General features: G+C 48.1%; 29 protein-coding genes and 2 pseudogenes. 13 read left to right on the top strand and 18 right to left on the bottom strand.

The features are described from left to right. The first annotated feature begins 55 nt into the window (after positions 1 to 55). Positions 56 to 751, top strand: a complete 696-nt coding sequence (bioD, locus tag WC5_RS05395) for a dethiobiotin synthase (RefSeq protein WP_000919217.1) — start codon at positions 56 to 58, stop codon at positions 749 to 751. Here the strand turns inward: bioD and clcB are convergent. The 3 genes from clcB to WC5_RS05380 form a co-directional block, all read right to left on the bottom strand. Next, positions 704 to 1,996, bottom strand: a complete 1,293-nt coding sequence (clcB, locus tag WC5_RS05390) for a voltage-gated ClC-type chloride channel ClcB (protein ID WP_072024119.1) — start codon at positions 1,994 to 1,996, stop codon at positions 704 to 706. The two genes, bioD and clcB, sit on opposite strands and share 48 nt — an antisense overlap. 157 nt (positions 1,997 to 2,153) lie before the next feature. Beyond that, positions 2,154 to 2,768 carry a Tat proofreading chaperone DmsD gene (gene dmsD, locus WC5_RS05385; RefSeq protein WP_000148721.1) on the bottom strand — a complete coding sequence of 205 codons (615 nt, stop codon included), beginning with the start codon at positions 2,766 to 2,768 and terminating at the stop codon, positions 2,154 to 2,156. Positions 2,769 to 2,974: 206 nt separating this feature from the next. Continuing rightward, positions 2,975 to 3,280, bottom strand: coding sequence for a DUF1161 domain-containing protein (locus tag WC5_RS05380; RefSeq protein ID WP_000696054.1), 306 nt, complete (start codon positions 3,278 to 3,280; stop codon positions 2,975 to 2,977). A 106-nt stretch (positions 3,281 to 3,386) separates the two neighbouring features. On the opposite strand from WC5_RS05380, the gene WC5_RS05375 reads away from it, so the two are divergent. Continuing rightward, complete coding sequence (locus WC5_RS05375) at positions 3,387 to 4,097, top strand: YnfC family lipoprotein (protein WP_077629247.1); 711 nt, start codon at positions 3,387 to 3,389, stop codon at positions 4,095 to 4,097. Between the two features lie 2 nt (positions 4,098 to 4,099). Here the strand turns inward: WC5_RS05375 and speG are convergent, their stop codons facing one another. Beyond that, a complete protein-coding gene (gene speG / locus WC5_RS05370; protein WP_000199501.1) occupies positions 4,100 to 4,660 on the bottom strand; it encodes a spermidine N1-acetyltransferase in 561 nt (186 codons plus the stop codon). Positions 4,661 to 4,694: 34 nt separating this feature from the next. Next, complete coding sequence (locus WC5_RS05365; RefSeq protein WP_001027859.1) at positions 4,695 to 5,036, bottom strand: DUF1283 family protein; 342 nt, start codon at positions 5,034 to 5,036, stop codon at positions 4,695 to 4,697. Between the two features lie 134 nt (positions 5,037 to 5,170). Here WC5_RS05365 and WC5_RS05360 point away from each other — a divergent pair, with 134 nt between their 5' ends. The 5 genes and pseudogenes from WC5_RS05360 (at position 5,171) to WC5_RS05345 (ending at position 10,935) form a co-directional block, all read left to right on the top strand. Further along, positions 5,171 to 5,497 carry a YnfA family protein gene (locus tag WC5_RS05360; RefSeq protein WP_010350727.1) on the top strand — a complete coding sequence of 109 codons (327 nt, stop codon included), beginning with the start codon at positions 5,171 to 5,173 and terminating at the stop codon, positions 5,495 to 5,497. 216 nt (positions 5,498 to 5,713) lie between these two features. Continuing rightward, positions 5,714 to 6,927 (top strand): annotated as a pseudogene (gene rspA, locus WC5_RS0122590) (starvation-sensing protein RspA). Between the two features lie 14 nt (positions 6,928 to 6,941). After that, a complete protein-coding gene (locus WC5_RS05355; protein WP_000836029.1) occupies positions 6,942 to 7,961 on the top strand; it encodes a Zn-dependent oxidoreductase in 1,020 nt (339 codons plus the stop codon). 57 nt (positions 7,962 to 8,018) lie between these two features. Beyond that, entirely contained in the window at positions 8,019 to 9,386 is a 1,368-nt protein-coding gene (ydfJ, locus tag WC5_RS05350; protein ID WP_000151240.1) for an MHS family MFS transporter YdfJ, read from the top strand. A gap of 88 nt (positions 9,387 to 9,474) precedes the next feature. Beyond that, a complete protein-coding gene (locus WC5_RS05345; RefSeq protein WP_016231697.1) occupies positions 9,475 to 10,935 on the top strand; it encodes a mannitol dehydrogenase family protein in 1,461 nt (486 codons plus the stop codon). 35 nt (positions 10,936 to 10,970) lie between these two features. Here WC5_RS05345 and ydfZ read toward each other — a convergent pair whose 3' ends face one another. The 3 genes from ydfZ to ydfG form a co-directional block, all read right to left on the bottom strand. Continuing rightward, the gene (gene ydfZ, locus WC5_RS05340; RefSeq protein WP_000214710.1) at positions 10,971 to 11,174 is read right to left on the bottom strand and encodes a putative selenium delivery protein YdfZ; all 204 of its coding nucleotides are present in this window, start codon (positions 11,172 to 11,174) and stop codon (positions 10,971 to 10,973) included. A 174-nt stretch (positions 11,175 to 11,348) separates the two neighbouring features. Further along, complete coding sequence (gene rspR, locus WC5_RS05335; protein WP_000215571.1) at positions 11,349 to 12,035, bottom strand: DNA-binding transcriptional regulator rspR; 687 nt, start codon at positions 12,033 to 12,035, stop codon at positions 11,349 to 11,351. An 88-nt stretch (positions 12,036 to 12,123) separates the two neighbouring features. Continuing rightward, positions 12,124 to 12,870 carry a bifunctional NADP-dependent 3-hydroxy acid dehydrogenase/3-hydroxypropionate dehydrogenase YdfG gene (ydfG, locus tag WC5_RS05330; RefSeq protein ID WP_010346482.1) on the bottom strand — a complete coding sequence of 249 codons (747 nt, stop codon included), beginning with the start codon at positions 12,868 to 12,870 and terminating at the stop codon, positions 12,124 to 12,126. A gap of 136 nt (positions 12,871 to 13,006) precedes the next feature. On the opposite strand from ydfG, the gene dcp reads away from it, so the two are divergent. Beyond that, a complete protein-coding gene (gene dcp, locus WC5_RS05325) occupies positions 13,007 to 15,052 on the top strand; it encodes a peptidyl-dipeptidase Dcp (protein ID WP_000108373.1) in 2,046 nt (681 codons plus the stop codon). Between the two features lie 45 nt (positions 15,053 to 15,097). Here the strand turns inward: dcp and WC5_RS05320 are convergent, their stop codons facing one another. Continuing rightward, positions 15,098 to 15,616: a 2-oxo-tetronate isomerase gene (locus tag WC5_RS05320; RefSeq protein WP_001024825.1), complete on the bottom strand. Its 519-nt coding sequence runs from the start codon at positions 15,614 to 15,616 to the stop codon at positions 15,098 to 15,100. A gap of 290 nt (positions 15,617 to 15,906) precedes the next feature. Between WC5_RS05320 and ydeI the strand changes: the two genes are divergently transcribed. Continuing rightward, entirely contained in the window at positions 15,907 to 16,299 is a 393-nt protein-coding gene (ydeI, locus tag WC5_RS05315) for a YdeI family stress tolerance OB fold protein (protein ID WP_000671719.1), read from the top strand. Between the two features lie 258 nt (positions 16,300 to 16,557). Continuing rightward, positions 16,558 to 17,448, top strand: coding sequence for a diguanylate cyclase DgcZ (gene dgcZ / locus WC5_RS05310; RefSeq protein ID WP_000592845.1), 891 nt, complete (start codon positions 16,558 to 16,560; stop codon positions 17,446 to 17,448). A gap of 115 nt (positions 17,449 to 17,563) precedes the next feature. On the opposite strand, the gene mgtT is transcribed toward dgcZ, so the two are convergent. From mgtT to ftrA, 3 genes are all read right to left on the bottom strand, one after another. Continuing rightward, positions 17,564 to 17,668: a protein MgtT gene (gene mgtT / locus WC5_RS25685; protein ID WP_214678006.1), complete on the bottom strand. Its 105-nt coding sequence runs from the start codon at positions 17,666 to 17,668 to the stop codon at positions 17,564 to 17,566. After that, on the bottom strand, positions 17,668 to 17,763 hold the full coding sequence (gene mgtS, locus WC5_RS05305) for a protein MgtS (protein ID WP_016231698.1): 96 nt from the start codon (positions 17,761 to 17,763) through the stop codon (positions 17,668 to 17,670). The genes mgtT and mgtS overlap by 1 nt, the downstream gene beginning before the upstream one ends. Positions 17,764 to 17,870: 107 nt before the next feature. Then, positions 17,871 to 18,842: a transcriptional regulator FtrA gene (gene ftrA / locus WC5_RS05300; protein WP_140442101.1), complete on the bottom strand. Its 972-nt coding sequence runs from the start codon at positions 18,840 to 18,842 to the stop codon at positions 17,871 to 17,873. 94 nt (positions 18,843 to 18,936) lie between these two features. Between ftrA and WC5_RS05295 the strand changes: the two genes are divergently transcribed. Continuing rightward, a complete protein-coding gene (locus WC5_RS05295; protein ID WP_001271099.1) occupies positions 18,937 to 19,335 on the top strand; it encodes a rhodanese-like domain-containing protein in 399 nt (132 codons plus the stop codon). A 35-nt stretch (positions 19,336 to 19,370) separates the two neighbouring features. On the opposite strand, the gene ydeE is transcribed toward WC5_RS05295, so the two are convergent. Next, positions 19,371 to 20,558: an efflux MFS transporter YdeE gene (gene ydeE, locus WC5_RS05290; RefSeq protein ID WP_001054149.1), complete on the bottom strand. Its 1,188-nt coding sequence runs from the start codon at positions 20,556 to 20,558 to the stop codon at positions 19,371 to 19,373. A 195-nt stretch (positions 20,559 to 20,753) separates the two neighbouring features. On the opposite strand from ydeE, the gene eamA reads away from it, so the two are divergent. Continuing rightward, on the top strand, positions 20,754 to 21,653 hold the full coding sequence (gene eamA, locus WC5_RS05285; RefSeq protein WP_000087209.1) for an O-acetylserine/cysteine exporter: 900 nt from the start codon (positions 20,754 to 20,756) through the stop codon (positions 21,651 to 21,653). A 30-nt stretch (positions 21,654 to 21,683) separates the two neighbouring features. Here the strand turns inward: eamA and marB are convergent. From marB to marR, 3 genes and pseudogenes are all read right to left on the bottom strand, one after another. Then, positions 21,684 to 21,899, bottom strand: a pseudogene (gene marB / locus WC5_RS05280) (multiple antibiotic resistance protein MarB); the annotation flags it as partial. A 43-nt stretch (positions 21,900 to 21,942) separates the two neighbouring features. After that, a complete protein-coding gene (marA, locus tag WC5_RS05275; RefSeq protein WP_000091195.1) occupies positions 21,943 to 22,326 on the bottom strand; it encodes an MDR efflux pump AcrAB transcriptional activator MarA in 384 nt (127 codons plus the stop codon). Positions 22,327 to 22,346: 20 nt separating this feature from the next. Then, positions 22,347 to 22,781 (bottom strand): multiple antibiotic resistance transcriptional regulator MarR, encoded by a 435-nt coding sequence (marR, locus tag WC5_RS05270; protein ID WP_000843430.1) that lies wholly within the window; start codon positions 22,779 to 22,781, stop codon positions 22,347 to 22,349. Between the two features lie 211 nt (positions 22,782 to 22,992). Between marR and marC the strand changes: the two genes are divergently transcribed. Then, positions 22,993 to 23,658, top strand: coding sequence for an NAAT family transporter MarC (gene marC / locus WC5_RS05265; RefSeq protein WP_000885044.1), 666 nt, complete (start codon positions 22,993 to 22,995; stop codon positions 23,656 to 23,658). A gap of 150 nt (positions 23,659 to 23,808) precedes the next feature. Here marC and ydeA read toward each other — a convergent pair whose 3' ends face one another. Continuing rightward, positions 23,809 to 24,999: an L-arabinose MFS transporter gene (ydeA, locus tag WC5_RS05260; RefSeq protein ID WP_000210463.1), complete on the bottom strand. Its 1,191-nt coding sequence runs from the start codon at positions 24,997 to 24,999 to the stop codon at positions 23,809 to 23,811. A gap of 142 nt (positions 25,000 to 25,141) precedes the next feature. Further along, entirely contained in the window at positions 25,142 to 26,002 is an 861-nt protein-coding gene (gene ptrR, locus WC5_RS05255; RefSeq protein ID WP_000366487.1) for a putrescine utilization regulator PtrR, read from the bottom strand. Positions 26,003 to 26,026 lie beyond the last annotated feature (24 nt).

Genomic DNA, 26,026 nt, shown 5'->3' on the forward strand with positions numbered 1-26,026 from the left:
AAAGTTGAATTATTTTCCTGGCTTATATTTGTGAAGCATAACGGTGGAGTTAGTGATGCTGAAGCGTTTCTTTATAACAGGTACAGACACTTCTGTGGGGAAAACGGTGGTTTCCCGCGCATTGCTACAAGCGTTAGCCTCCCAGGGAAAAACGGTTGCGGGGTATAAACCCGTGGCGAAGGGGAGCAAAGAGACACCTGATGGGCTACGTAATAAAGATGCCTTGGTGTTGCAGAGTGTTTCATCAATTGAACTGCCTTATGAAGCAGTCAATCCCATAGCGTTAAGCGAAGAAGAAAGTAGTGTGGCGCACAGTTGCCCGATCAATTACACCCTCATTTCAAATGGTCTGGCTAATCTGACTGATAAAGTCGACCATGTGGTTGTTGAAGGTACTGGCGGCTGGCGTAGCCTGATGAATGACCTGCGTCCGCTCTCTGAATGGGTGGTTCAGGAGCAGCTACCCGTGTTGATGGTGGTAGGTATTCAGGAAGGCTGTATTAACCATGCGCTTCTGACCGCACAGGCGATTGCAAACGACGGACTGCCGCTGATTGGCTGGGTGGCTAACCGTATCAACCCAGGGTTAGCACACTACGCTGAAATCATTGATGTATTGGGTAAAAAACTCCCGGCGCCGCTTATTGGTGAGCTTCCTTATCTGCCTCGCGCAGAACAGCGAGAACTGGGGCAATATATCCGTTTATCCATGCTGCGCAGTGTGCTGGCGGTAGATAGAGTCACGATGTAACGTCCGCGACATTACTGACGCAATCACACAAGCAATCAATAAACCGGGGAGTAGCTGATACTCCCCGGTCATTTCACATATCATCAGTGTCGACATAATGGGCGCATGTGTGGTCGCAGCCAGAAGTGTTGCCATCCCGGTTAACCCAAGTAAAAGCGTAATTTCTTCGCTGCCAGTAAACCATAACCCCAGGCTCCGGCCATACAACATGCCAATTGCCAGTCCGATAAATAGCGTCGGCGTAAACACCCCCCCAGGTGCGCCGGAACCACTACTGGCCAGCACGGCAACTAGCTTGCAGAGGAAGATCCCGGCAATGACCATAAACAGTGGCGGGGTAGTTAAAAAGGATTGCACCGTACTATAGCCGTTGCCCCACACGGCAGGAGTGAGCAGGGAAAGCAGACCCACGATCAAACCTCCCAATGCCAGTTGCCAGGGCGGCGCAAGTTTAAGATTAACAAAACCCCGATGACTGGCGTTCATTAGCTTTAAAAACAATGGACCGCACAAGCCCATCAACACGCCCGTACTGATAATCAGTGCATAGTCGCGAGTCTGAACTATTACAGAGAGTTGCACGCTGTAGAGCAAAGCATCGCTGTGATTAAGAAGATTGCTAATAAGCAATGCCACTACGGCAGAGATCACTACTGGTCCGAGGGAGGCCAGCATCATGGTGCCAAACAAGACTTCGGCAATAAATAAACTCCCGGCAAGTGGGGCGCGATAGGCTGCTGCCATTCCCGCAGCCGCGCCACAGGCAATCCACAATTTCCACTCTTCACGTGGGGTAAAACGTTGGGCAAACCAGGAGGCAGCAAGTGCCGCCAACAGGATCATCGCACCTTCACGACCAATGGCGCTGCCGCTGGTCACCACCAGCAAAGAAGCGAAGGATTTAATCAGACTGGTGGCGTAATCAAACTGCCCATCGGTTTGTAACGCCTCCATATAATCGGTAGGTGCATGGGGGCGTTGCTGAGAGAGTTTCTGCCAGAACATCAGCAATAAACCTGCCGCCAGTCCGCCGAGCGCCGGCGTTAGCAGTCGTCGCCACGGAGAAAGGTTCGTTGCTGCATTGACCAGACTGCCGGAGTCGTTATTGAGGAACAGCCACTCCAGTAGCAGCATCGCATGACGAAACCCTGCAACGGCAAAGGCCGCCAGAATGCCTACGACCATTGCGATAAGCAGGCGGCGAAACATGGTGCGCAGATCCGGGTAGATGTGTAGATGTTGCATGAGCAGAAATGGCAAATTAAACACGGGGCTCTATTTTGCGGGAAAAGAGACCTGGTGCAAAAGCTGTGCGTGCTGTATGTGGAATTAAACGTGACGTTGTCACTTATTGGATTTGAAAGGCGTGCAGTTTACGCCTTTCGATAATACTAAGGATTATTCAGCGAAACAGGGGTTTTACCGCGACAGGGATCAGCAACTGTGACTGCCATTGTGTCAGCGTTAAACGAGCCAGCTCACCGAGCGCGCGATAAAAAGAGTGTTCCGCCTTTTCGATAAACACTTCAAGAAAACGCGTGGACCACGGTAAAAGATGCCAGGCCAACAACTCTTCACACTCGGTCTGACGACCATTCTCTGCCAGCCATGCTGCCATCAACAGCAGCGAACCAAAATGATCTTCTGGTTCGTTTTGTTTCATTTCAAACTGAATGCCTTTTTCGCGCATCCATTGACGAAGCGCCAAAGTAGAATCGCCAAACAGCACCGATTCGCGATCCAGCCAGACAGATCCCCATGGAGGAGAGGGTAACGCCCACGGCCCGACAAATAATCGTTGCCATGCCTGACTACGCGACTCTTCACATTCTTCCTTAAAAGCCGTTGCCAGCGGCGCTAATGACGTTTGTGATAAAGGCCACTGGGTGACCCAATCGTCACTGGTTAGCGCAGAAACCAGTGGAGAGGCTTCTTTACTCTCAGGAGCGTAATAAAACAGCGCGCCCAGCACGCGCGCTGCGACAGAAAAATTATCTTGTTGTGAGAAATGCGTCATTCCTATCATCCTGAAACGTGCGGTTTACCCCGCACCAATTTGTTAACCTGCGATGGTCATTCCGAGCATTATGTGCAGGCCATAAACGAGCGCACGCCCGATCATCTCAGCAGGTATCCCGGCTAGCGGGCACAGCCAGCGCATAACAATACCACACGGCAGGCCTGATATGTGCGTAAGCATCGTATCAGGCAGCCTCAGGTTTATTAATGCGATTCAGCAGGCTCATTATCATGGGTTGGCTGGGGGTGGGCAGAAACATTACCGCTGGTGGTGCGGGTGTAGAGAATTTTATGCGTGTCGTTAGCGCAATGCCCGACGACCTGTGAATCAGGCTGGTCGACCTGATCATTCGGCACAATACTTAAAGTGAAGCCACTTTCTGGTACGCCGTTATTGATAATGCGCTGTGAAATATCACTTTTTATGCGCTCACATGAATCCGACGCGGCGAGCACTGTGGATGAGGCCAGGGTGAGCAGAAGTGCGGCACTGCAGGCTAAGATTTTCATCATTGGCTCCTTACATGAATATTACTAACTAAGCATAGCATTTCACGTGTAAATTACTGTATTTACTACTATGATTGAGAATCATCTCTACTGTCTGGTGATTGATGTGAATTACAAATTACTGCCATGTTTACTCGCGATAATACTCACAGGATGTGACCGCACAGAGGTAACACTTTCATTTACGCCAGAAATGGCCAGTTTCTCTAATGAATTTGATTTTGATCCGCTGCGTGGACCGGTTAAAGATTTCACTCAGACGTTAATGAATGAGCAAGGGGAAGTGACGAAACGTGTTTCGGGGAATTTATCGGAAGAAGGCTGTTTTGATTCCCTCGAATTACTGGATCTGGAGAATAATACCGTGGTTGCCCTGGTGTTGGATGCAAATTATTACCGGGATGCACAGACACTGGAGAAAAGAGTACGTCTACAGGGAAAATGCCAGTTAGCAGAATTACCTTCTGCCGGGGTAAGTTGGGAAACTGACGATAATGGCTTCGTGGTTAAGGCCAGCAGCAAACAGATGCAGATGGAATATCGCTATGATGATCAGGGTTATCCGCTGGGGAAAACGACGAAAAGTAACGACAAAACGTTATCTGTCAGCGCCACTCCATCAACGGACCCGATCAAAAAACTGGATTACACGGCAATTACTTTACTGAATAATCAACAGGTTGGTAATGTCAAACAGACTTGTGAATATGACAGCCACGCGAATCCAGTGGACTGCCAATTAATCATTGTGGATGAGGGAGTAAAACCCGCCGTCGAACGGGTTTACACCATCAAAAATACCATTGATTATTATTAATACTATTGCGCGGTTGGTTTTAGTAGAGTCTGCCCTTGCGTTTTATGTTCCGCCAGATACTGATGCTGGAATATGCACATGCGAATAGCATTGCGATATTGACCGTTAATAAAGAATTCATGCATCAGTTCACCTTCGACCGTAAAACCGAGCTTACGATAAATATGAATCGCTTTCTCATTCTCTTTATCGACAATCAGATAAAGCTTATAGAGATTAAGAACAGTGAAACCATAATCCATCGCTAATTTCGCGGCGCGGGTTGCCAGACCTTTACCCTGGTATTCCGGGGAGATGATTATCTGAAATTCTGCGCGGCGATGGACGTGGTTAATTTCTACCAGTTCCACCAGACCTGCCTTTTCGCCATCGCATTCCACGACGAAACGACGTTCACTCTGATCGTGAATATGCTTATCGTACAGATCAGAGAGTTCAACAAAGGCTTCGTACGGCTCCTCAAACCAGTAACGCATCACGCTGGCGTTATTGTCGAGTTGATGCACATAGCGTAAATCTTCACGCTCCAGCGGACGTAGCTTAACACTGTGGGCGCTAGTCATAACGTGTCCTTACATTCCTTATATCAATAACAGGTTAGGGGATGATTACGCGACCAGTACGACGGTCCAGGCAGCGTAAAGTATTCGGCTCCCAGTAGGCATTAATATTGGCACTCTGCTCGCATTTATCGCGGCTATCAAATGCGGCGTCAGCTTTATCCCATTCTTTCTCGGTGCGTTTGTTGATTTTTTGACGCAGATTACGCGTGTCATTCCATTGCTCTTTTTCCATTGCTGCCTGCTGGCGACTCTGTGCGCTGTCGCCAGATTCAATCACCAGTTTGTTGGTTTCTGCATGGGTAGTTGCGCTAAATGCCAGTGCGCAAGGCAGCAGAAAAGCGAGCAGGCTGAGTTTTTTGCAGAGAGTGATATTCATGATTCATTCCTTACATGAATGGTTAAGGGCGATTTTACACGATCCACTGTGAACGCGAAACGTACCAGAAGGATGTCTATGTTGATGATATTATGTCGCCCTATAAATATACATGATGTCAATGAGTGACAAAGATGATTAAAACAACGTTACTGTTTTTTGCTACCGCTTTGTGTGAAATCATTGGTTGTTTTTTGCCCTGGCTGTGGCTGAAACGGAATGCCAGTGTCTGGTTGTTGGTTCCAGCGGGGATTTCTCTGGCGCTTTTCGTCTGGCTGTTAACGTTGCATCCGGCAGCAAGTGGGCGAGTTTATGCAGCGTATGGCGGTGTTTATGTCTGTACGGCGCTCCTGTGGCTGCGGGTGGTAGATGGGGTGAAGCTCAGTCTCTACGACTGGACGGGAGCGATAATTGCGCTTTGCGGCATGTTGATTATTGTTGCTGGCTGGGGACGCACCTGACTTTTCTGATATGATTAATTATTTTTTATCAATAAAATACGCACTAGTTGAACCCCGGAAAAACAATAAAGCTTGACTGTTTTTAGAACTATTCACGGCGCAAATATGCGCCTTTTTTTGTGATCGCTCTGGCTTTTCTTGATCTTAATACTTGTATGGTAGTAGCTCAGTTGCGTAGATTTCATGCATCACGACAAGCGATGCAAGGAATAGAACATGAAGATCGTAGGGGCTGAAGTTTTTGTTACCTGTCCGGGACGTAATTTCGTCACCTTAAAAATCACCACCGAGGACGGTATTACCGGTCTTGGTGATGCAACTCTGAACGGGCGCGAGCTTTCCGTTGCGTCCTATTTGCAGGATCATATCTGTCCGCAACTTATAGGCCGCGATGCCCATCGTATCGAAGATATCTGGCAGTTTTTCTATAAAGGCGCTTACTGGCGTCGCGGTCCTGTCACCATGTCGGCTATTTCCGCTGTTGATATGGCGCTGTGGGACATTAAAGCCAAAGCCGCAAACATGCCGCTTTACCAACTGTTAGGTGGGGCTTCCCGTAAGGCGTAATGGTCTATTGTCATACCACCGGTCACAGTATTGATGAAGCACTGGATGATTATGCTCGTCATCAGGAACTGGGATTCAAAGCCATCCGCGTGCAGTGTGGTATTCCCGGAATGAAAACGACTTACGGTATGTCCAAAGGAAAAGGGCTGGCTTATGAACCTGCGACCAAAGGGCAGTGGCCAGAAGAGCAGTTGTGGTCAACGGAAAAATATCTCGACTTCATGCCAAAACTGTTCGACGCAGTGCGCAACAAGTTTGGCTTTAATGAGCATGTGCTGCATGACATGCACCATCGTTTAACGCCCATTGAGGCGGCACGCTTTGGCAAAAGTATTGAAGATTATCGCCTGTTCTGGATGGAAGATCCGACACCCGCAGAAAACCAGGAGTGCTTCCGCCTCATTCGCCAACATACCGTAACGCCAATTGCGGTGGGTGAAGTCTTTAACAGCATCTGGGACTGCAAACAGCTGATTGAAGAACAACTTATCGACTATATCCGTACAACGCTGACCCACGCTGGCGGCATCACAGGTATGCGCAGAATTGCCGATTTTGCTTCGCTTTACCAGGTTCGTACTGGCTCACATGGTCCTTCCGATTTGTCACCAGTCTGCATGGCTGCGGCGTTGCACTTTGACTTGTGGGTGCCGAATTTCGGCGTTCAGGAGTATATGGGCTATTCAGAACAAATGCTTGAAGTCTTCCCGCACAACTGGATCTTCGATAACGGCTATATGCATCCTGGTGATAAGCCAGGCATTGGTATCGAATTCGATGAAAAGCTGGCGGCGAAATATCCCTACGAACCTGCCTATCTGCCAGTCGCACGTCTGGAAGATGGCACGCTATGGAACTGGTAAGGAGTCATACAATAATGAAAAGTATTTTAATTGAAAAACCGAATCAACTGGCGATTATCGAACGTGAAATTCCGACCCCGGCAGTGGGTGAAGTACGAGTAAAAGTGAAACTCGCGGGAATTTGTGGATCGGATAGTCACATTTATCGCGGTCATAATCCGTTTGCAAAGTATCCGCGTGTCATTGGTCACGAATTTTTTGGCGTGATTGATGCCGTAGGTGAAGGTGTGGATAACGCCAGAGTTGGCGAACGTGTTGCGGTAGATCCCGTAGTCAGCTGCGGACATTGTTATCCGTGCTCAATGGGTAAGCCCAACGTTTGCACAACTCTGGCTGTATTAGGTGTTCACGCTGATGGCGGTTTTAGCGAATATGCAGTCGTTCCGGCGAAGAATGCGTGGAAAATTCCCGATGGAGTGGCTGATCAGTTCGCTGTAATGATCGAACCATTTACCATTGCGGCGAACGTTACCGGACACGGACAGCCGACAGAAGATGACACCGTGCTGGTTTATGGTGCCGGTCCAATTGGTCTGACTATCGTTCAGGTATTAAAGGGTGTTTATAACGTTAAAAATGTGATTGTCGCCGATCGCATTGATGAACGACTGGATAAAGCGAAAGAGAGCGGGGCAGACTGGGTGATTAATAACAGCCAGACAACGCTTGGCGAAATATTCGCTGAAAAGGGCATCAAACCAACATTAATTATTGATGCTGCTTGCCATCCTTCCATTTTGAAAGAAGCAGTTATGCTGGCTTCTCCGGCGGCACGAATTGTGTTAATGGGCTTCTCCAGTGAACCGTCTGAAGTCATTCAGCAGGGAATTACTGGCAAGGAACTCTCTATTTTTTCTTCCCGGTTAAATGCCAATAAATTCCCGGTCGTTATCGACTGGTTAAGCAAAGGGTTAATTAATCCTGATAAATTAATTACCCATACCTTTGATTATCTGCGTGTTGCTGATGCCATTTCATTATTCGAAAAGGATCAAAAGCACTGTTGCAAAGTTTTACTCACGTTTTCTGAATAATACCAATAATAGCGAATAAGCAGTACGCATCTTACCTCTTATTTAGAGATAATAATTATGACAATAGAAAAACATGAAAGAAGCACTAAGGATTTAGTGAAGGCAGCGGTATCAGGATGGTTAGGTACGGCACTTGAATTTATGGATTTTCAGTTATACTCGCTCGGTGCAGCGTTAGTATTCCATGAAATATTTTTTCCGGAATCATCAACCGCAATGGCGTTAATTCTGGCAATGGGAACCTACGGTGCTGGTTATGTTGCACGTATTGTCGGAGCATTTATTTTCGGCAAAATGGGCGACAGAATAGGGCGTAAGAAAGTGCTCTTTATTACCATCACCATGATGGGGATCTGTACTACCTTAATTGGTGTGTTGCCGACCTATGCGCAGATTGGTGTTTTTGCGCCAATATTGCTGGTGACGCTGCGTATTATTCAGGGGCTGGGGGCAGGCGCTGAAATTTCCGGTGCTGGTACGATGCTGGCGGAATATGCGCCGAAAGGTAAACGCGGCATTATCTCCTCATTCGTTGCGATGGGAACGAACTGCGGTACGTTGAGCGCAACGGCAATCTGGGCCTTTATGTTCTTTATTCTTAGTAAAGAAGAACTGCTGGCATGGGGATGGCGTATACCGTTCCTGGCGAGCGTTGTCGTGATGGTCTTTGCTATCTGGTTGCGTATGAACCTGAAAGAAAGCCCTGTCTTTGAGAAGGTTAACGACAGCAACCAACCTACAGCAAAACCTGCACCTGCTGGTAGCATGTTCCAGAGCAAATCTTTTTGGTTGGCAACGGGTCTGCGTTTTGGACAGGCAGGAAACTCAGGTCTGATTCAAACCTTCCTTGCTGGTTATTTAGTGCAAACTTTGCTGTTCAATAAAGCAATTCCCACAGATGCATTAATGATCAGTTCTATTATCGGTTTTATGACGATTCCTTTCCTCGGTTGGTTATCTGATAAAATTGGTCGTCGTATTCCTTACATCATTATGAATACTTCAGCTATTGTCCTGGCGTGGCCAATGCTTTCTATCATTGTAGATAAAAGCTATGCACCGGGCACCATCATGGTTGCTCTCATTGTGATTCACAACTGTGCGGTGTTGGGATTATTTGCCCTGGAAAATATTACCATGGCAGAGATGTTCGGCTGTAAAAACCGCTTTACCCGAATGGCAATATCTAAAGAAATTGGTGGTCTTATCGCTTCAGGTTTTGGTCCTATTCTGGCCGGTATTTTCTGTACCATGACCGGATCCTGGTATCCGATTGCAATAATGATTATGGCTTATTCCGTCATCGGCTTAATTTCCGCGCTGAAAATGCCAGAAGTTAAAGACCGCGATTTGAGTGCGCTGGAAGATGCTGCAGAAGATCAACCGCGCGTTGTAAGAGCTGCGCAACCTTCAACAAGTCTGTAAATCCAGAATCCCTTCTCTTAGTGAGGAGGGATTTTTTATTCCTATAACAAACCATTCAGCTTGCCATATTGAAATTAAAGGAATTTTCATGGGAAATAATTTGTTATCAGCCAAAGCGACACTCCCTGTTTATGATCGTAATAACCTGGTGCCAAAAATTGTTCATTTAGGGTTTGGTGCATTTCATCGCGCGCATCAGGGCGTGTATGCCGATATCCTGGCAGCCCAGCATCACAGCGATTGGGGCTACTATGAAATGAACCTGATTGGCGGTGAACAGCAAATCATCGATCTAAAACAGCAAGATAATCTCTATACCGTTGCAGAAATGTCGGCTGATGCGTGGACCGCTCGCGTCGTCGGCGTCGTGAAAAAGGCGCTGCACGTACAAATAGATGGCTTAGAAGCCGTGCTGGCCGCGATGTGTGAACCGCAAATCGCAATTGTCTCTCTGACAATCACCGAAAAAGGGTATTTCCACTCTCCGGCAACCGGACAGTTAATGCTGGATCACCCGATGGTAGCTGCCGACTTGCAAAATCCCCACCAGCCGAAAACAGCAACAGGCGTGATTGTCGAGGCGCTGGCTCGCCGTAAAGCCGCAGGACTTCCAGCGTTTACCATCATGTCATGTGACAACATGCCAGAAAATGGTTACGTTATGCGTGACGTTGTCACTTCATATGCCAGGGCTGTAGATGTAAAACTGGCGCAATGGATAGAAGAAAACGTGACTTTTCCGTCGACAATGGTGGATCGCATTGTACCCGCAGTGACGGCAGAAACGCTGGACAAAATCGAACAACTTATCGGCGTGCGCGATCCGGCAGGTGTGGCCTGTGAGCCTTTCCGTCAGTGGGTTATTGAAGATAATTTTGTTGCCGGACGCCCTGAATGGGAAAAAGTCGGTGCTGAACTGGTCAGCGATGTACTGCCTTATGAAGAGATGAAACTGCGTATGCTCAACGGTAGCCACTCCTTCCTGGCTTATCTGGGCTATCTGGCGGGATATCAGCACATTAACGACTGTATGGAAGATGAAAATTATCGTCATGCGGCACATGCCTTGATGTTGCAGGAACAGGCGCCCACGCTGAAAGTACAGGGTGTGGATTTGCAAAATTATGCCGATCGACTGATTGAACGCTACAGCAACCCGGCTTTACGCCACCGAACCTGGCAGATTGCAATGGATGGTAGTCAGAAACTGCCGCAGCGGATGCTGGATTCAATTCGCTGGCATCTGGAACATGACAGCGCGTTCGATCTGCTGGCGTTGGGTGTTGCTGGTTGGATGCGTTATGTTGGCGGTGTTGATGAACAGGGAAATCAGATTGAGATTAGCGATCCGTTACTACCGGTTATTCAAAAGGCTGTGCAAAGTAGCGCCGAAGGGAAAAAGCGTGTGCAGTCGTTGATGGCGATTAAGGCGATATTTGGCGAAGATTTGCCGAACAATAGCTTGTTTGTTGCAAAGGTGACGGAAGCGTACTTGGCTTTATTAGCGCATGGCGCGAAAGCGACCGTGGCAAAATATATCGTGAGGTAAAAACAGCAATGCCGCCATCGGCGGCATTCACACGCTTAGTTCATGCCGAGACGAATCAGGTCCAGAGGCGCGAGTTTTTCATCACAACCTTCAACAACCACGGTTTTACCGCGACGGATTTGTTCTGCGGTCAGACCTTCAGTGTCAATCGACAGGATCTTGCCAGTGTGACCGGTGCCGCTAACCATAACACGGCTGCCAGTGGTGATTGCGTTACGGTTACGATCGTAGGTCGTCATAGGTGTTTTCTCCTTTCTGATTTACAGTCGAAGCCCACGTAACGGGCGCAATATAAATACTCCTGTCGGGTGAATATTTTTTTGTTTATGATCAAGTTCACATCTTTTTTGATGCTTGCATGAACCAGAAGAAGGGGATGGACTCTCACCCCGGATGGGATGAGAGGAAATGAATTACTCTTCGCTAAACCAGTCGCTATTTTCCTGGCGGATCAGCTGCACGGATTCACTTATTTCCTGCAAATGCAGAGTCATTGCTTTTTCTACCGCATCGCCATCATGTTTTTGTAGAGCAGTAAAAATATCCATGTGTTGACGTAATAACATATCGGGCGGCGATACGTGGTCAAAGCTCATATAGCGCACGCGGTCAACAGTTGCTTTCAGGTTTTCAATGGTGTCCCACGCAAGCTGACAGTCGGCAATCTGCGTCAGAATTTGATGGAAGTTATCATCCAACTCAAAAAAATCATCCAGCTGTTTGCGTTCAATGGCAATACGTTGTTGGTGGAGATTTTGCTCAAGCTGATAGCACTGGCTATCGGTAATCATGGTCGCCGCCCGGCGGGCAACGGCACACTCAATAGCCTGACGAATAAAACTACCATTGCGTACCTGAGTCATGGAAATTTTATTGACGTAGCTGCCACGCTGCGGGCGAATTTGAATCAGGCCGTTTTCTGCCAGTTTAATGAAGGCTTCACGAACCGGCTGGCGTGACACATTGAAACGAACAGAAACTTCTTTTTCCGACAACGGTGTGCCCGGAGGGATCAGGCAATGGACAATGTCGCGGCGAAGAATACGATAAATTTGCTGATTGACAGGTTGTGTGGGATTAAGTTGCGTTTCGACGGTCATTCGTTCTTGCTTGTGAGTGGGTTAACTGCGTGAGTCTACCACTTTTTTGTGACAAGCAATAACCCGGCGGTTAAGCCGGGTATAAAAATTAATGGCGATGGACATTCAGTCCGGCATAGCTTTGGGTAACCGGCATCATTTCCAGAGTATTGATGTTGACGTGAGCAGGGAGTGTGGCAACCCACCAGACTGCTTCGCTGACATCTTCTGGCGTCAGCGCAACGGTGTTTTGATAGGTTTTTTCCGCTTTATCGTCGTCGCCTTTAAAGCGGACATTGGAAAACTCGGTGCCACCCACCAGACCTGGCTCGATGTCGGTGACACGCACTGCCGTACCATGCAAGTCAGTGCGCAGATTCAGGCTGAACTGACGAACAAACGCTTTTGTCGCGCCATAAACGTTACCACCAGCATATGGCCAGCTACCCGCCGTTGAGCCAATGTTAATAATATGACCATGATTACGCTCGACCATGCCAGGCAGGACAGCGCGGGTCATATACACCAGGCCTTTATTGTTGGTATCAATCATAGTTTCCCAGTCTTCAACGCTGGCTTTATGTGCAGGTTCCATACCCAGCGCCAGTCCAGCATTGTTTACCAGAATATCGATATTACGCCACTCGGCAGGAAGCGAAGTCAGCATCTCTTCAATGGCGGCGCGGTTGCGAACGTCCAGTTGGGCGATATACAAATTATCGCCCAGTTCGTCTTTTAACTCCTGCAACCGTTCCTGGCGACGGCCAGTGGCGATAACTTTATGCCCTTGTTGAATAAAACGACGCGTAATGCATTCACCAAAACCTGCCGTTGCTCCAGTTACTAAAACGATCATCTCACTGTTCCTCAACGATTTTGTGTGTCAATAACATAGCACGTGATGCTTAAGAGCGGGTAATACTGGTTTGCAAGATTGCACTCCGTTATTAGTAAGCCTACGCTATGGAACACCTCGTTTTCAGGAGTAGAAAATGTCAACGACGAATCCTTTCCTTACGCAGAGTACTCTGCCGTATATGGCTCCCCATTTTGATCAGATTGAAAATCAACACTATCGCCCGGCATTCGATGAGGGGATGCGGCAAAAGCGGGTTGAGATAGAGGCGATAGCTTTAAACCCGCAGACGCCCGATTTTAATAACACTATTCTGGCTCTCGAAAAGAGCGGGGAATTACTCACTCGTGTTACCAGCGTCTTCTTTGCCATGACCTCGGCGCATACTAATGATGAATTACAGCGTCTTGATGAACAGTTCTCGGCGGAACTGGCGGAACTGGCGAATGATATCTACCTGAATGGTGAATTATTCGCGCGGGTAGATGCTGTCTGGCAGCGGCGCGAAACGCTGGGTCTTGATAGTGAATCTATTCGTTTGGTTGAAGTTATTCATCAACGTTTTGTTCTTGCCGGTGCCAAACTTGAAGATGCTGATAAAGCAAAATTAAAAGTGCTGAACACAGAAGCCGCAACCCTGACCAGTCAGTTTAACCAGCGATTATTAGCCGCGAACAAATCCGGTGGGCTGGTGGTTGACGATGTTCAGCAACTGGCAGGCATGAGTGAGCAAGAAATTGCGCTGGCGGCTGAGGCGGCTCGCGAGAAAGGTCTGGAAAACAAATGGCTTATTCCATTGCTGAATACCACGCAACAACCGGCGCTTGCGGAACTCCGCGATCGTTCTACACGTGAAAAACTGTTCACTGCGGGGTGGACACGCGCGGAAAAAAACGATGGCAATGATACTCGTTCCATCATTCAACGGCTTGTGGAGATCCGCGCCCAACAGGCGAAACTACTTGGTTTCCCTTATTATGCCGCATGGAAAATTGCCGATCAGATGGCAAAAACACCAGAAGCAGCACTCAACTTTATGCGGGAAATTGTTCCGGCGGCACGTCAACGTGCGAGCGATGAATTAGCGTCTATACAGGCGGTTATCGATAATCAGCAGGGTGGGTTCAGCGCCCAGCCGTGGGACTGGGCATTTTATGCTGAACAGGTGCGGCGGGAGAAATTCTGTCTCGATGAGGCGCAGCTTAAACCTTATTTCGAATTAAACACGGTGTTGAATGAAGGTGTATTCTGGACCGCCAATCAGCTCTTCGGTATTAAGTTTGTCGAACGTTTTGATATTCCTGTTTACCATCCTGATGTCCGCGTATGGGAAATTTTTGATCATAATGGCGAGGGACTGGCGTTATTTTACGGTGATTTCTTCGCCCGTGATTCAAAAAGCGGCGGCGCATGGATGGGGAATTTTGTAGAGCCATCTACGCTCAATGAAACACGCCCGGTAATCTATAACGTTTGTAATTATCAGAAACCGGCAACAGACGAACCCGCATTGTTGCTGTGGGACGATGTTATTACATTATTCCATGAGTTTGGGCATACGTTGCACGGTCTGTTTGCCTGCCAGCGTTATGCCACGCTTTCTGGCACCAATACACCACGCGATTTTGTCGAATTTCCTTCGCAAATCAACGAGCATTGGGCAATGCATCCGCAGGTATTCGCGCGCTACGCCCGGCATTATCAGAGCGGGAAAGCAATGCCGGAAGAGTTACAACAAAAAATGCGTAATGCCAGCCTGTTCAATAAAGGTTATGAGATGAGCGAACTGCTTAGCGCCGCACTTCTTGATATGCGCTGGCACTGTCTGCAAGAGCATGAAGCGATGCAGGATATGAATGATTTCGAACTGCGGGCGCTGGCGGCGGAAAATATGGATCTTCCCGCCGTACCGCCACGTTATCGCAGCAGTTATTTCGCCCACATTTTTGGTGGTGGATATGCGGCGGGATATTACGCCTATTTGTGGACGCAAATGCTGGCAGACGATGGTTATCAATGGTTTGTCGAGCAGGGCGGCTTAACGCGTGAGAATGGGCAACGTTTTCGCGAGGCGATTCTTTCCAGAGGCAACAGCGAAGATTTAGAACGCCTGTATCGTCAATGGCGCGGTAAGGCACCACAGATCTCACCGATGTTGCAACATCGCGGGCTGGACGTCTAATTTTCTGTAAATATGGCTGGTCTGGCGTGAAGCCAGGCCAGAACGTCACTCCAGTAATTTCAAAAGCTGCGCCAGTGCAAATCGAACCGCCAATGCTAATACCGTTTCGCAATCGCCATCAAAATGCATAACCGCAGTATGCATTTTTCCTTTAATATTCCATGCGAACCAGACTGTGCCTGCGGGCGTACCATCCTGCCCACCTTCAGGCCCACCGTAGCCGGTAATGGCAATACTCATATCGACATCTGCGCGCTCTTTGGCACCAGTTGCCATTTCTGTCGCTATCTTCTCGCTCACTGCCGTATATTTCTCAAGAGATTGCTGACTGACGCCAAGGATTTTCATTTTGGCTTGATCGGTAAAGGTGACAAAGCCTGCGCCGTAAAACTTTGGTGTGTCTTCAGCAGCACACAGCGCGCAAGCCAACTTACCGCCAGTGCATGATTCGGCGGTAGTTAAGCGTAATTGATCAGCGATAAGTCTTTGGCTCAACGCGGATGTCAGGTTTTCAATGGTATCGCTATCTGCAAGTTGTACAATTTTATTGCTATTAATGTTCATCGTTGTTTGTCCACGTTATTAGCTGCAAAGATGATTTGCCTTTTTTGTATGTTCTTTCACTATAATAAAAATTAAATTTATAAAGCCGATTATTCTGAAAATATACTTAAGACTTAAACACAGCTTTCTTTAATCTTTTTATTGTCTTTTTGAGTTAAATTTGCTGAAGATTTTGTTGCTAGCTGACTGATTTTAATTGTTTTATAACAATCAGTATGATTCTTATTTGTCAATTATAAAAATAGCAACCAGACTTAATAAGTCAAACCAAACGCAATTAAGGAGTCAGTATGAAATTTCAGGCCATTGTATTAGCAGGTTTTCTTGTCATGCCTTATGCGTTAGCGGATGACCAGGGCGGCTTAAAACAGGATGCTGCGCCACCACCGCCACATGCAATAGAAGACGGCTATCGCGGAACTGATGATGCAAAAAAAATGACCGTTGATTTTGCGATAACTATGCATGATGGTGCCTCAGTTTCATTACGAGGTAATTTAATTTCCCACAAGGGTGAAGACCGTTACGTTTTTCGCGATAAGAGCGGTGAAATTAATGTTGTTATTCCTGCTGCCGTTTTTGATGGACGACAAGTTCAGCCTGACCAGATGATCAACATTAGCGGGAGTCTGGATAAGAAAAGCACCCCAGCCGTGGTTCGGGTCACACATCTGCAGAAATAGTCACAAAAATAAATGCGTCTGATGGCCCAATCAATTGGGGCATCAGGCTTTGCTGTTTATGTTATTTGCCTCTGTTTTATGGCGCAAGGAAGAGATGATTTACAGAATTAAACACTTTTTTATCTGCTTATTTTGTTTTAAATCACAATGTTATCTTTAACGTCGTCTCAGATTAGGATTTCTATTAAAATATTGACGTAATTTTTCTTTTCTCTCGGTAGAGTACGGCGCACAAGGAACTGTGAAAAAGGAGTGGCAATGATCAAGAAGACAACGGAAATCGATGCCATCTTGTTAAATCTCAATAAGGCTATCGATGCCCATTACCAATGGCTGGTGAGTATGTTTCACAGCGTGGTAGCGAGAGATGCCAGTAAGCCAGAAATTACGGATAACCATTCTTATGGACTGTGCCAGTTCGGTCGCTGGATTGATCATCTGGGGCCACTCGATAACGATGAATTACCTTACGTTCGGCTAATGGATTCTGCCCATCAACATATGCATAACTGTGGTCGGGAATTAATGTTGGCTATTGTCGAAAATCGCTGGCAGGACGCTCATTTTGATGAATTTCAGGAAGGGTTACTTTCTTTTACGGCAGCATTAACCGATTACAAAATTTATTTGCTGACGATTCGTAGCAATATGGATGTTCTGACTGGATTACCTGGTCGTCGGGTTCTTGATGAATCCTTTGATCATCAATTACGTAATGCTGAACCACTGAATCTCTATTTAATGCTGCTGGACATAGACCGATTTAAATTGGTTAATGATACCTACGGGCATTTAATCGGTGATGTGGTATTACGCACCCTGGCAACTTACTTAGCTACCTGGACACGTGATTATGAAACGGTTTATCGCTATGGCGGCGAAGAATTTATCATCATTGTCAAAGCTGCTAATGATGAAGATGCCTGTCGTGCCGGAGTACGCATTTGCCAGCTAGTCGATAACCATGCAATCGCACATTCTGAAGGGCATATCAACATAACCGTGACCGCAGGTGTGAGCCGTGCATTTCCTGAAGAACCGCTGGATGTAGTCATCGGAAGAGCAGACCGGGCAATGTATGAGGGTAAGCAAACCGGAAGAAATCGCTGCGTGTTTATTGACGAACAAAACGTGATTACTCGAGTTTAAGCGCCGTTTAACATTCATTGAGAAAAATAATGCTACTGTGTCAATGATCCGTTACCAGTGCAGAGAAACGCCTGTTAGCGCAAAAGTAAAAACACAAATCTATCCATGCAAGCATTCACCGCCGGTTTACTGGCGGTTTTTTTTCGCCGTCAGAAAAATCAGGCCCCTTGTACACAATTGTAACAAGGGGCCGATTAGGTGAGGGATTATCTCCGTTCATTAGTCATCCCATTTGTGGCTGAAATACGCGGCCAGAAAGCCAGAAAATAAAATTATTCCCAGTACAGCTATAAAAACATTCATATTACTCAGCATTATTTGCCTCCGTTTATGGTGTGGTGTGTTTCCTCTCTTACCTTAATTTTCATCTCAATGAGAAAGATATTAGCAGAGGTAACCTAAACGAAGGCTGAATTAGAGGGTTAATGTGATGAGGAACGGCTGTTTTTCCGATATTGTGAAGGGGATAATAAAAAACGCTGATGAAAATGATGACGCAGTAAAGATGAATTACCAAACCCCGTCAGCTCGGCAATTTTATCGATGCTAAACGACGAATTTTGCAGATAATCCTCCACTCGCATTAATCGCTCATTGAGAAGCCAGCGGGCGGGTGTCATACCCGTTAAGGCGACAAAACGTCTTAAAAAAGTACGTTGACTCATATTCACTCGTCCGGCGAGAGAGGCAACGGTATGCGTTTGTGCCAGATTTTGCTGTAAAAAGTCGAATAATGCGCCTAACGTATGGCTTTCACGCGGCGCAGCCATCGGGCGTGTCAGGTTTTGTGGTTGCTCACCGTGGCGATGTGGCTGAATGACCAGCCGCCGGGCGACATTATTAGCAATTTCATGACCATAATCTTTGCGCACGATATGTAAGCACAGATCGATCCCTGCTGCGCTTCCGGCGGAGGTCATTACTTGTCCTTCATCCTGATATAACACATTGTCACTTACATGAATTGAAGGGTAACGATGCTGGAGTTGTTCCGTGTAGCGCCAGTGGGTGGTCGCTTTTCGCTGGTGAAGAAGGCCAGCGGCGGCAAGGACAAATACGCCCGAGCATATCGATACCAGACGAGTACCGCGTTGATGTGCTTCGCGCAACGCCTGACATAGTACTTCTGGTACTGTTGCATCTATACCGCGCCAGCCTGGAATAATAATCATATCGGCTTCAGTCAGTAGCTCCAGCCCGCCATCCGCAACTACGTGGATCCCGCCAGTAGCTTGCAGCGCACCGGGTTCTACCGCAGCAACAGCAAACCGATACCAGTTATCGCCCAGTTCCGGGCGTGGCAGGCCGAAGATTTCAACGGCTACACCGAATTCAAAAGTACAAAGCCCGTCATAGGCCAGTACAGTGACAAGCGGTCGTTGTACTGTTGTCATCATTTTGCTTTTTTCTGGCATATTGGAAGGCGGTCAGTGAAAGGTTGATTGGTTACATTATTGTTAACACAACAACCCAAAAGGAAAAAGCAATATGCGTTATGTCACTGAATTTACCGCAGCGAAACCGGACGTTGCCGAAGCGCATTTTCTCATGCGTTTGAGTGTTGAAACGGATTGCGCCGATGTTCATGACTCGCTGGCCTACATTGGCGATGATTTCGTTTTGCTGCATGTGGTCGGACGTGAAGAGGATTTCGCCCGTCGGCATGTCCCCGGCGCGATTCATCTGCCCCATAAGCAAATGACCGAAGAGAGAATGGCTCAATGGTCGGAAGATACTCTGTTTGTGGTGTATTGCGCGGGGCCACATTGTAACGGCGCAGACCGCGCGGCACTCAAACTGGCTCGGTTAGGAAGGCCAGTTAAAATCATGATCGGCGGGGTAACCGGCTGGGAAGATGAAGGCTACGCCTTTGCAACAGGAAAATAATGAGTCAAGCCGTGCCGTTAAGGCACGGCAGTGAGTCAACAAAGAACCGGCTGTCCCCAGGGTCTTGCGTGAATGCCTTTTAACATCAGCACCCACGCAGCAATGATCGCCAACGCTAAGATGACAAACAGCGAGGACGGCGGCAGGCTGGTGAGCACTACGCCACTCACTAATGGGTTAATCGCTGCACCAAGCCAGCCTAAAGACTGGGCGGAAAAATAGCTGGCTTTCATCCCTGATGGTGCAATATGGTCAATCAACATATATTCGCCAGGGGCATAAATGATTTCGCCAAGAGTAAACACGGCGGCTGAAATTCCCCAAAGTAGCAGGCTGTTGCCCGAAAGGATAAACCCGACCAGACCGACGACAAAACAGAGAGTGCCGGCCGTCATTAGCGCGCGGATGTTGGTCGGATTAATGCGCCGGCCCACGGAATATTGCAACGTAACTACCATCGCAGCATTAACCGGAAGAACAACCGCGACCACCTTTTCGGCAAAATCACCATCAGCAATCACCATCACGTATTGTGAAATGCACGAGGCAAAAGCACCGCTCACGAAAGAGGCCAGAAAGGCTGAGCAGGTGAACCACAGCAGAGCTTTATCCTGTAACAAAACCTTTGGTGACCAGACGCTGCCCGTCTCCGTGGCGATGATTTTCTCGCTGCGTTTCACCCAAATTTGAATGAAAAGCACAGGAAACGCAGAACAGATGGCTGCCAGCCAAAAGGGCAGATTGATACTTTGCATCACCAACAGCGTGCCGAGCGGTGGGCCGATGGTCCAGCCAATGTTGAGCATGGTGTAGTTGATCGAGAAGATCTTCGTTTTACTGGCGGAGGAAAGATTATCGGCAAACCAGGCTTTCAACACGGTAGCAAAAACGGAATACGCACAGTTGATGAGCGCGAAGAACAGCACCACCAGCGTCACGTTGTCCACCAGGGGAATGGCGATAAAACCGCTGGCGAAGGCGGTAATTGCCAGTAACATATAACGTTTCTTGTCGAACTTATCCGCCAGAATGCCAAACCCGAGGCTGAAAACGACGCCGATAGTAAGCGCAATTGTCATCGCATAACCAATCAAATCGACACCCAGACCGTACTGGCGACTCAAATAAATGGTCATAAACGGCAGCGTAGCGCCGCGTCCGATGGTTAATAACAACGACGAGGCAAGAAGGGCGCTGGTAGAGCGTCGCAGAGATAAGTTCATTTGGCTGTCCGGCAGTGCGTTTCGTTATGTTTTGTTTTAGAGATGTAAAGAAATAGCATGGCAAAAATCCGAAGTATAGCGACTTATTTGCGCATTAATGCCGTCGTAAACGGTGACTAACGAATCAACTGTTAAAGAAAAGTAAATTCCGCTAAGTTGATTGCTTACAAAAGATGAAAATTCAGGGGCGGTAGAATGTCGCGAAAAGATGGGGTGTTGGCGCTACTGGTAGTGGTTGTGTGGGGGCTTAATTTTGTGGTCATCAAAGTGGGGCTTCATAATATGCCACCGCTCATGTTGGCCGGTTTGCGCTTTATGCTGGTGGCCTTCCCGGCAATCTTTTTTGTAGCACGACCGAAAGTACCGCTGAATTTGCTGCTGGGGTATGGTTTAACCATCAGTTTTGCGCAGTTTGCCTTTCTGTTCTGTGCCATTAACTTCGGTATGCCTGCAGGTCTTGCTTCGCTGGTTTTACAGGCTCAGGCGTTTTTTACGATTGTCCTCGGCGCGTTTACTTTCGGTGAACGACTACATGGCAAGCAACTGGCGGGGATCGCCTTAGCGATATTTGGCGTGCTGGTGTTGATAGAAGATAGCCTGAACGGTCAACATGTGGCGATGCTCGGTTTTATGCTTACCCTGGCGGCAGCATTTAGCTGGGCGTGTGGCAACATCTTCAATAAAAAGATCATGTCGCACTCATCGCGCCCGGCAGTGATGTCGCTGGTAGTGTGGAGCGCATTGATCCCGATTCTCCCGTTTTTTGTTGCCTCGCTCATTCTCGATGGTTCCGCAACAATGATTCACAGCCTGGTCACTATCGACGTGACCACCATTTTGTCTCTGATGTACCTGGCGTTTGTGGCGACAATTGTCGGCTATGGGATCTGGGGTACGCTGCTTGGGCGTTATGAAACCTGGCGCGTGGCACCGTTATCGTTACTTGTCCCGGTGGTCGGTCTGGCAAGTGCGGCGTTATTGTTAGATGAACGATTAACGGGTCTGCAATTCTTCGGTGCGGTGCTGATAATGGGCGGGCTGTATATCAATGTGTTTGGTTTGCGGTGGCGTAAAGCGGTGAAGGTGAGAAGTTAATAAGCCCCGAGATGTCGGGGCCAGAATTAACTACATGGCGTGTTGATTATAATAGGGCACGCCCAGCGCATCCGACTTATCACTGCCTGTACCCATGTGATTTAAATCGAATGGTGGTTGTTCCTGCGATGGGGGAACAATCACTTCATCACCACAGGGAATAACCGTCGGCTGCGTGGTTTGTTCCGCAAAGCCTTGCGCAGAAAAGACAATAAGCGCGGTTATCATTGCGGATAAAAGTGGTTTAAAGTGGTTTCATGATTGCCTCAGTGACGTTGTCACGTTTCAACTAGCTATTGTAATGATTTAATGGATGTAAAAAGCGCGATTCGCCCTGAATATTAGCCATCCGGTATTTATGCGGCGGAACATCAAAGTAGTTTTTGAAGGTTCGGGTCAGCGTTTGCTGGGACTCGAAACCATAACGTTCTGCCAGATAGAGTATCGGCTCGTTGCTTTCTTTCAGCTTTTGCGCGATTTCTGTCATCTTACGGCTGCGGATATATTGGCCTAATGAATGACCGGTTTCTTTTTTAAACATCCGTTGCAGGTGCCATTTGGAGTAACCCGAACGCTCTGACACTTTCTCCAGTGACAGTGGCGATTCCAGGTTGTCCTCGATCCAGTCCAAAATGCTATGAATGGTAATAGCGTCAGTGTTGCGTCTGGACATCGTCATACCTCTTTTTTTGTTTACGGCAGGACTTTCTTAAGCAAATGCTCAAGCGTTGCCACTTCGTCCGCCGTCAGGTTTTTTGTTAATTCTTGATGCAGGTCCTGGCCAACTAATTGATGGCATTGTTCACATATCGCTGCGCCGCTGGTGGTGAGCTTTACCAGCACGCCGCGCTTGTCATTCGGGTTCGGCAACCGTTCTACCCAGCCTTTACAGACCAGGCGATCCAGCATACGGGTCAGTGCTCCAAGGTCGACCGACAACACTTTTTTCAGTTCGACCGGTGTAATGCACGCCGCGCAGCGGATAGAGCAGAGCACCTTAAACTGTGCCGCCGTGATATCCAGCGGAGACAAATAATCGTTAAGCAGACGGTCTTTCTTCTGATTAACCATATAGATTAAGCGACCCAAGGGGATGATTTCATTGAACAGGTCGCTGGTACTTTTCACAATGGTTGCCCTGGCAAGTAATTAGTTGCAGGGGATAATATTGCCCAGGCAAGTATATGTCAAATGAATGAATTGTCTGATGCCACGTTTTGCTAAATCGGTTCAAGTTTTGGTCAGTGCTATGCAAGATTAGTTAAAGAGTGAAACTTTCTCTTTGTTTTCCCTTTATACTTTTCGCTGATTACTCAGACACACAGGACAACAACCACCAATGTTAGATTTGTTTAAAGCAATTAGTCTGGGGCTGGTGGTGTTGCTGCCGTTAGCCAACCCATTAACGACAGTCGCGTTATTTCTTGGCCTGGCGGGCAACATGAACAGCGCCGAACGTAATCGCCAGTCGTTGATGGCCTCGGTATACGTATTTGCCATCATGATGGTGGCGTATTACGCCGGGCAACTGGTGATGGACACGTTCGGAATTTCGATTCCCGGTCTACGTATTGCCGGTGGTTTAATTGTCGCGTTTATCGGTTTCCGTATGCTCTTTCCTCAGCAAAAGGCAACGGATTCACCGGAAGCAAAAAGCAAATCAGAAGAACTGGAAGATGAACCCAGCGCCAATATTGCTTTTGTGCCACTGGCAATGCCAAGTACCGCCGGACCGGGAACCATTGCGATGATCATTAGCTCGGCGTCAACGGTGCGTCAGAGTTCAACCTTCGCGGACTGGGTTCTGATGGTTGCGCCGCCGCTGATCTTTTTCCTGGTGGCGGTCATTTTATGGGGAAGCCTGCGTAGCTCTGGTGCCATTATGCGGCTGGTGGGGAAAGGGGGAATTGAAGCAATCTCCCGCCTGATGGGCTTCTTGCTGGTTTGTATGGGCGTGCAGTTTATTATTAATGGCATCCTGGAAATTATTAAAACTTACCATTAAAAAAGACCCGAATGGGTCTGAGGCAGATGACAAATGCAACATTGCCTGATGCGCTACGTTTATCAGGTCTACGTAATCTCTGCAATGTATTGAGCTTGAGTGCTTTTGTATTTACCGACCCGAACAAAGCGGCCTGTTCGGGTCTTTAAACTACCGTGTTTGTTCTTCGAGTGTCACTGGCCAGCGGCGGAATATGATGATTGACCATATCAACGCGGCGAGTGCCGGAACTGCACCCACATAACCAATCATCGACATCGACCAGTGCAGACTTACCTGATTACCCACCAGTGCTCCGGCGCCAATGCCAATATTAAATATCCCGGAAAAGAGCGCCATCGCAACGTCGGTGGCATCCGGTGCCAGCGCCAGTACTTTAACCTGCATCCCAAGCCCGATGATCATCATCGCAATCCCCCAGAAAATGCTCAGCACGCCGAGGTGTATCTCACTACTTGCCGAAGGTAACAGAAGCGCCAGACACACCAGCAATAGCGCAATCGCCGCGCTGACCAGCACAGATGCGTACTGATTACCCAGCTTACCGAAAATCACGCTACCAATGATGCCTGCACCACCGAGCATCAATAGCAATGCTGTGGCAAAGTTGGCGCTGAACCCCGCAACGTTTTGCACAAAAGGTTCAATATAGCTGTATGCCGTGTAATGGGCGGTGACCACGACTACCGTCAGCAAATAAATGCTCATCAATGCCGGGCGACGAAACAGCAGCGGAAGACTTTTTAACGAACCAGAGTGCTCACTGGGCAGTAATGGAAGTAATTTGATCAGGCACAAAAGGGTGATAAGCGCCCCGATACCAATTGCGAAGAAGGTCATTCGCCAGCCGAAATACTGCCCCACAATGCGCCCGAGAGGTAAACCTAATACCATCGCCAGTGCTGTGCCGGTGGCAATTAAACTCAATGCCTGCGCTCGCTTCCCGGCTGGTGCCATACGGATTGCCAGAGACGCCGTAATCGACCAGAAAATAGCATGGGCGAAAGCCACACCAATACGACTGATCACCAGAACGGTAAAGCTCCACGATAAAAACGACAGTATGTGGCTGGCGATAAACACCACAAACAGACAGATCAGTAATTTGCGGCGTTCAACCTGACTGGTCATTAGCATAAAAGGCAGTGACATTAGCGCCACCACCCACGCATAAATGGTCAACATGATACCGACTTGTGCGGTTTGCATATGAAAGCTTTGCGCAATATCAGAAAGCAAACCTACAGGCACAAATTCGGTGGTATTGAAGATGAAGGCGGCAACTGCCAGCGTAACGACCCGTAGCCACGCCACTTTGCGGGAAACAATATTTGTTGTCATAACCGATTATCGGATGAGTTGCGAAAAGGTAATAGAATGATCTTAAAACGGTTAATGATCTGAATACAACGGTTTTGTGATCTATGTCGCGTTTCGCCGATTCATGCTGTATCAACGGCAGCGTGAGTAGCAGGTACAACATTTAGTCTGGTACATCCAGCAGTTCAATAAACGCCTCAAGCGGACGCGTTTTCGCCCCGCGACGCCAGACCAGCCAGGTCGTTAACCAGCGCCATTGCTCAGTCAACGGCCACGCTTCAACCTGATGATGCCCGGGCATACTTTCCAGCATAGATCGTGGGATAAGCGCAATGCCCGCACCCGCGACCACACAGGCCAACATCCCGTGATACGATTCCATCTCATGAATAGTCCCCGGAGCTGCGCCGTCAGCATGAAACCAGCTCTCAAAATGACGGCGGTAAGAACAATTGGCGCGAAAGGCATAGATGTTGTAACCATTAACCTGACTGGCGCGGGTTACTGGCGCATGTCCTTGTGGTGTGACGATCATCAGCTCTTCGCGATACACCGGTATCCCGTCGATGGCGGTATGGTTAATCGGCCCATCAATAAATGCCGCATTCAGTTTTCCTTCCAGTACGCCGTCCAGCATCGTGCCAGAAGGGCCGGTGGAAAGTGAAAACTGAATTTTGGGGTAACGGCGGTTAAATTCTGCCAGCGTTGCCGGAATACGCACTGCGGCGGTGCTTTCCAGCGATCCGAGAGAAAACAGACCTTGCGGCTCATCGCCAGCCACGACATTTCGCGCTTCATCCACCAGCGCGAGAATTTGTTGGCTGTAGCGTAAAAAGTTATGCCCGGCGGGAGAGAGACGTAAACGCTGATTTTCGCGGATAAACAGTTCAACACCGAGCTCTGTTTCCAGTTGACGTATACGAGTCGTGAGATTCGACGGCACACGATGAACTTTAGCCGCAGCCTGGGTAATGCTGCCAGCCTCGGCAACTGCGTTGAACATCTCCAGTTGAGTCAGATCCATAGTATTCTCGATTTGTGAATAAGT

The sequence above is a fragment of the Escherichia sp. KTE114 genome (assembly GCF_000407765.1).
Taxonomy (GTDB): Bacteria; Pseudomonadota; Gammaproteobacteria; order Enterobacterales; family Enterobacteriaceae; genus Escherichia; species Escherichia ruysiae.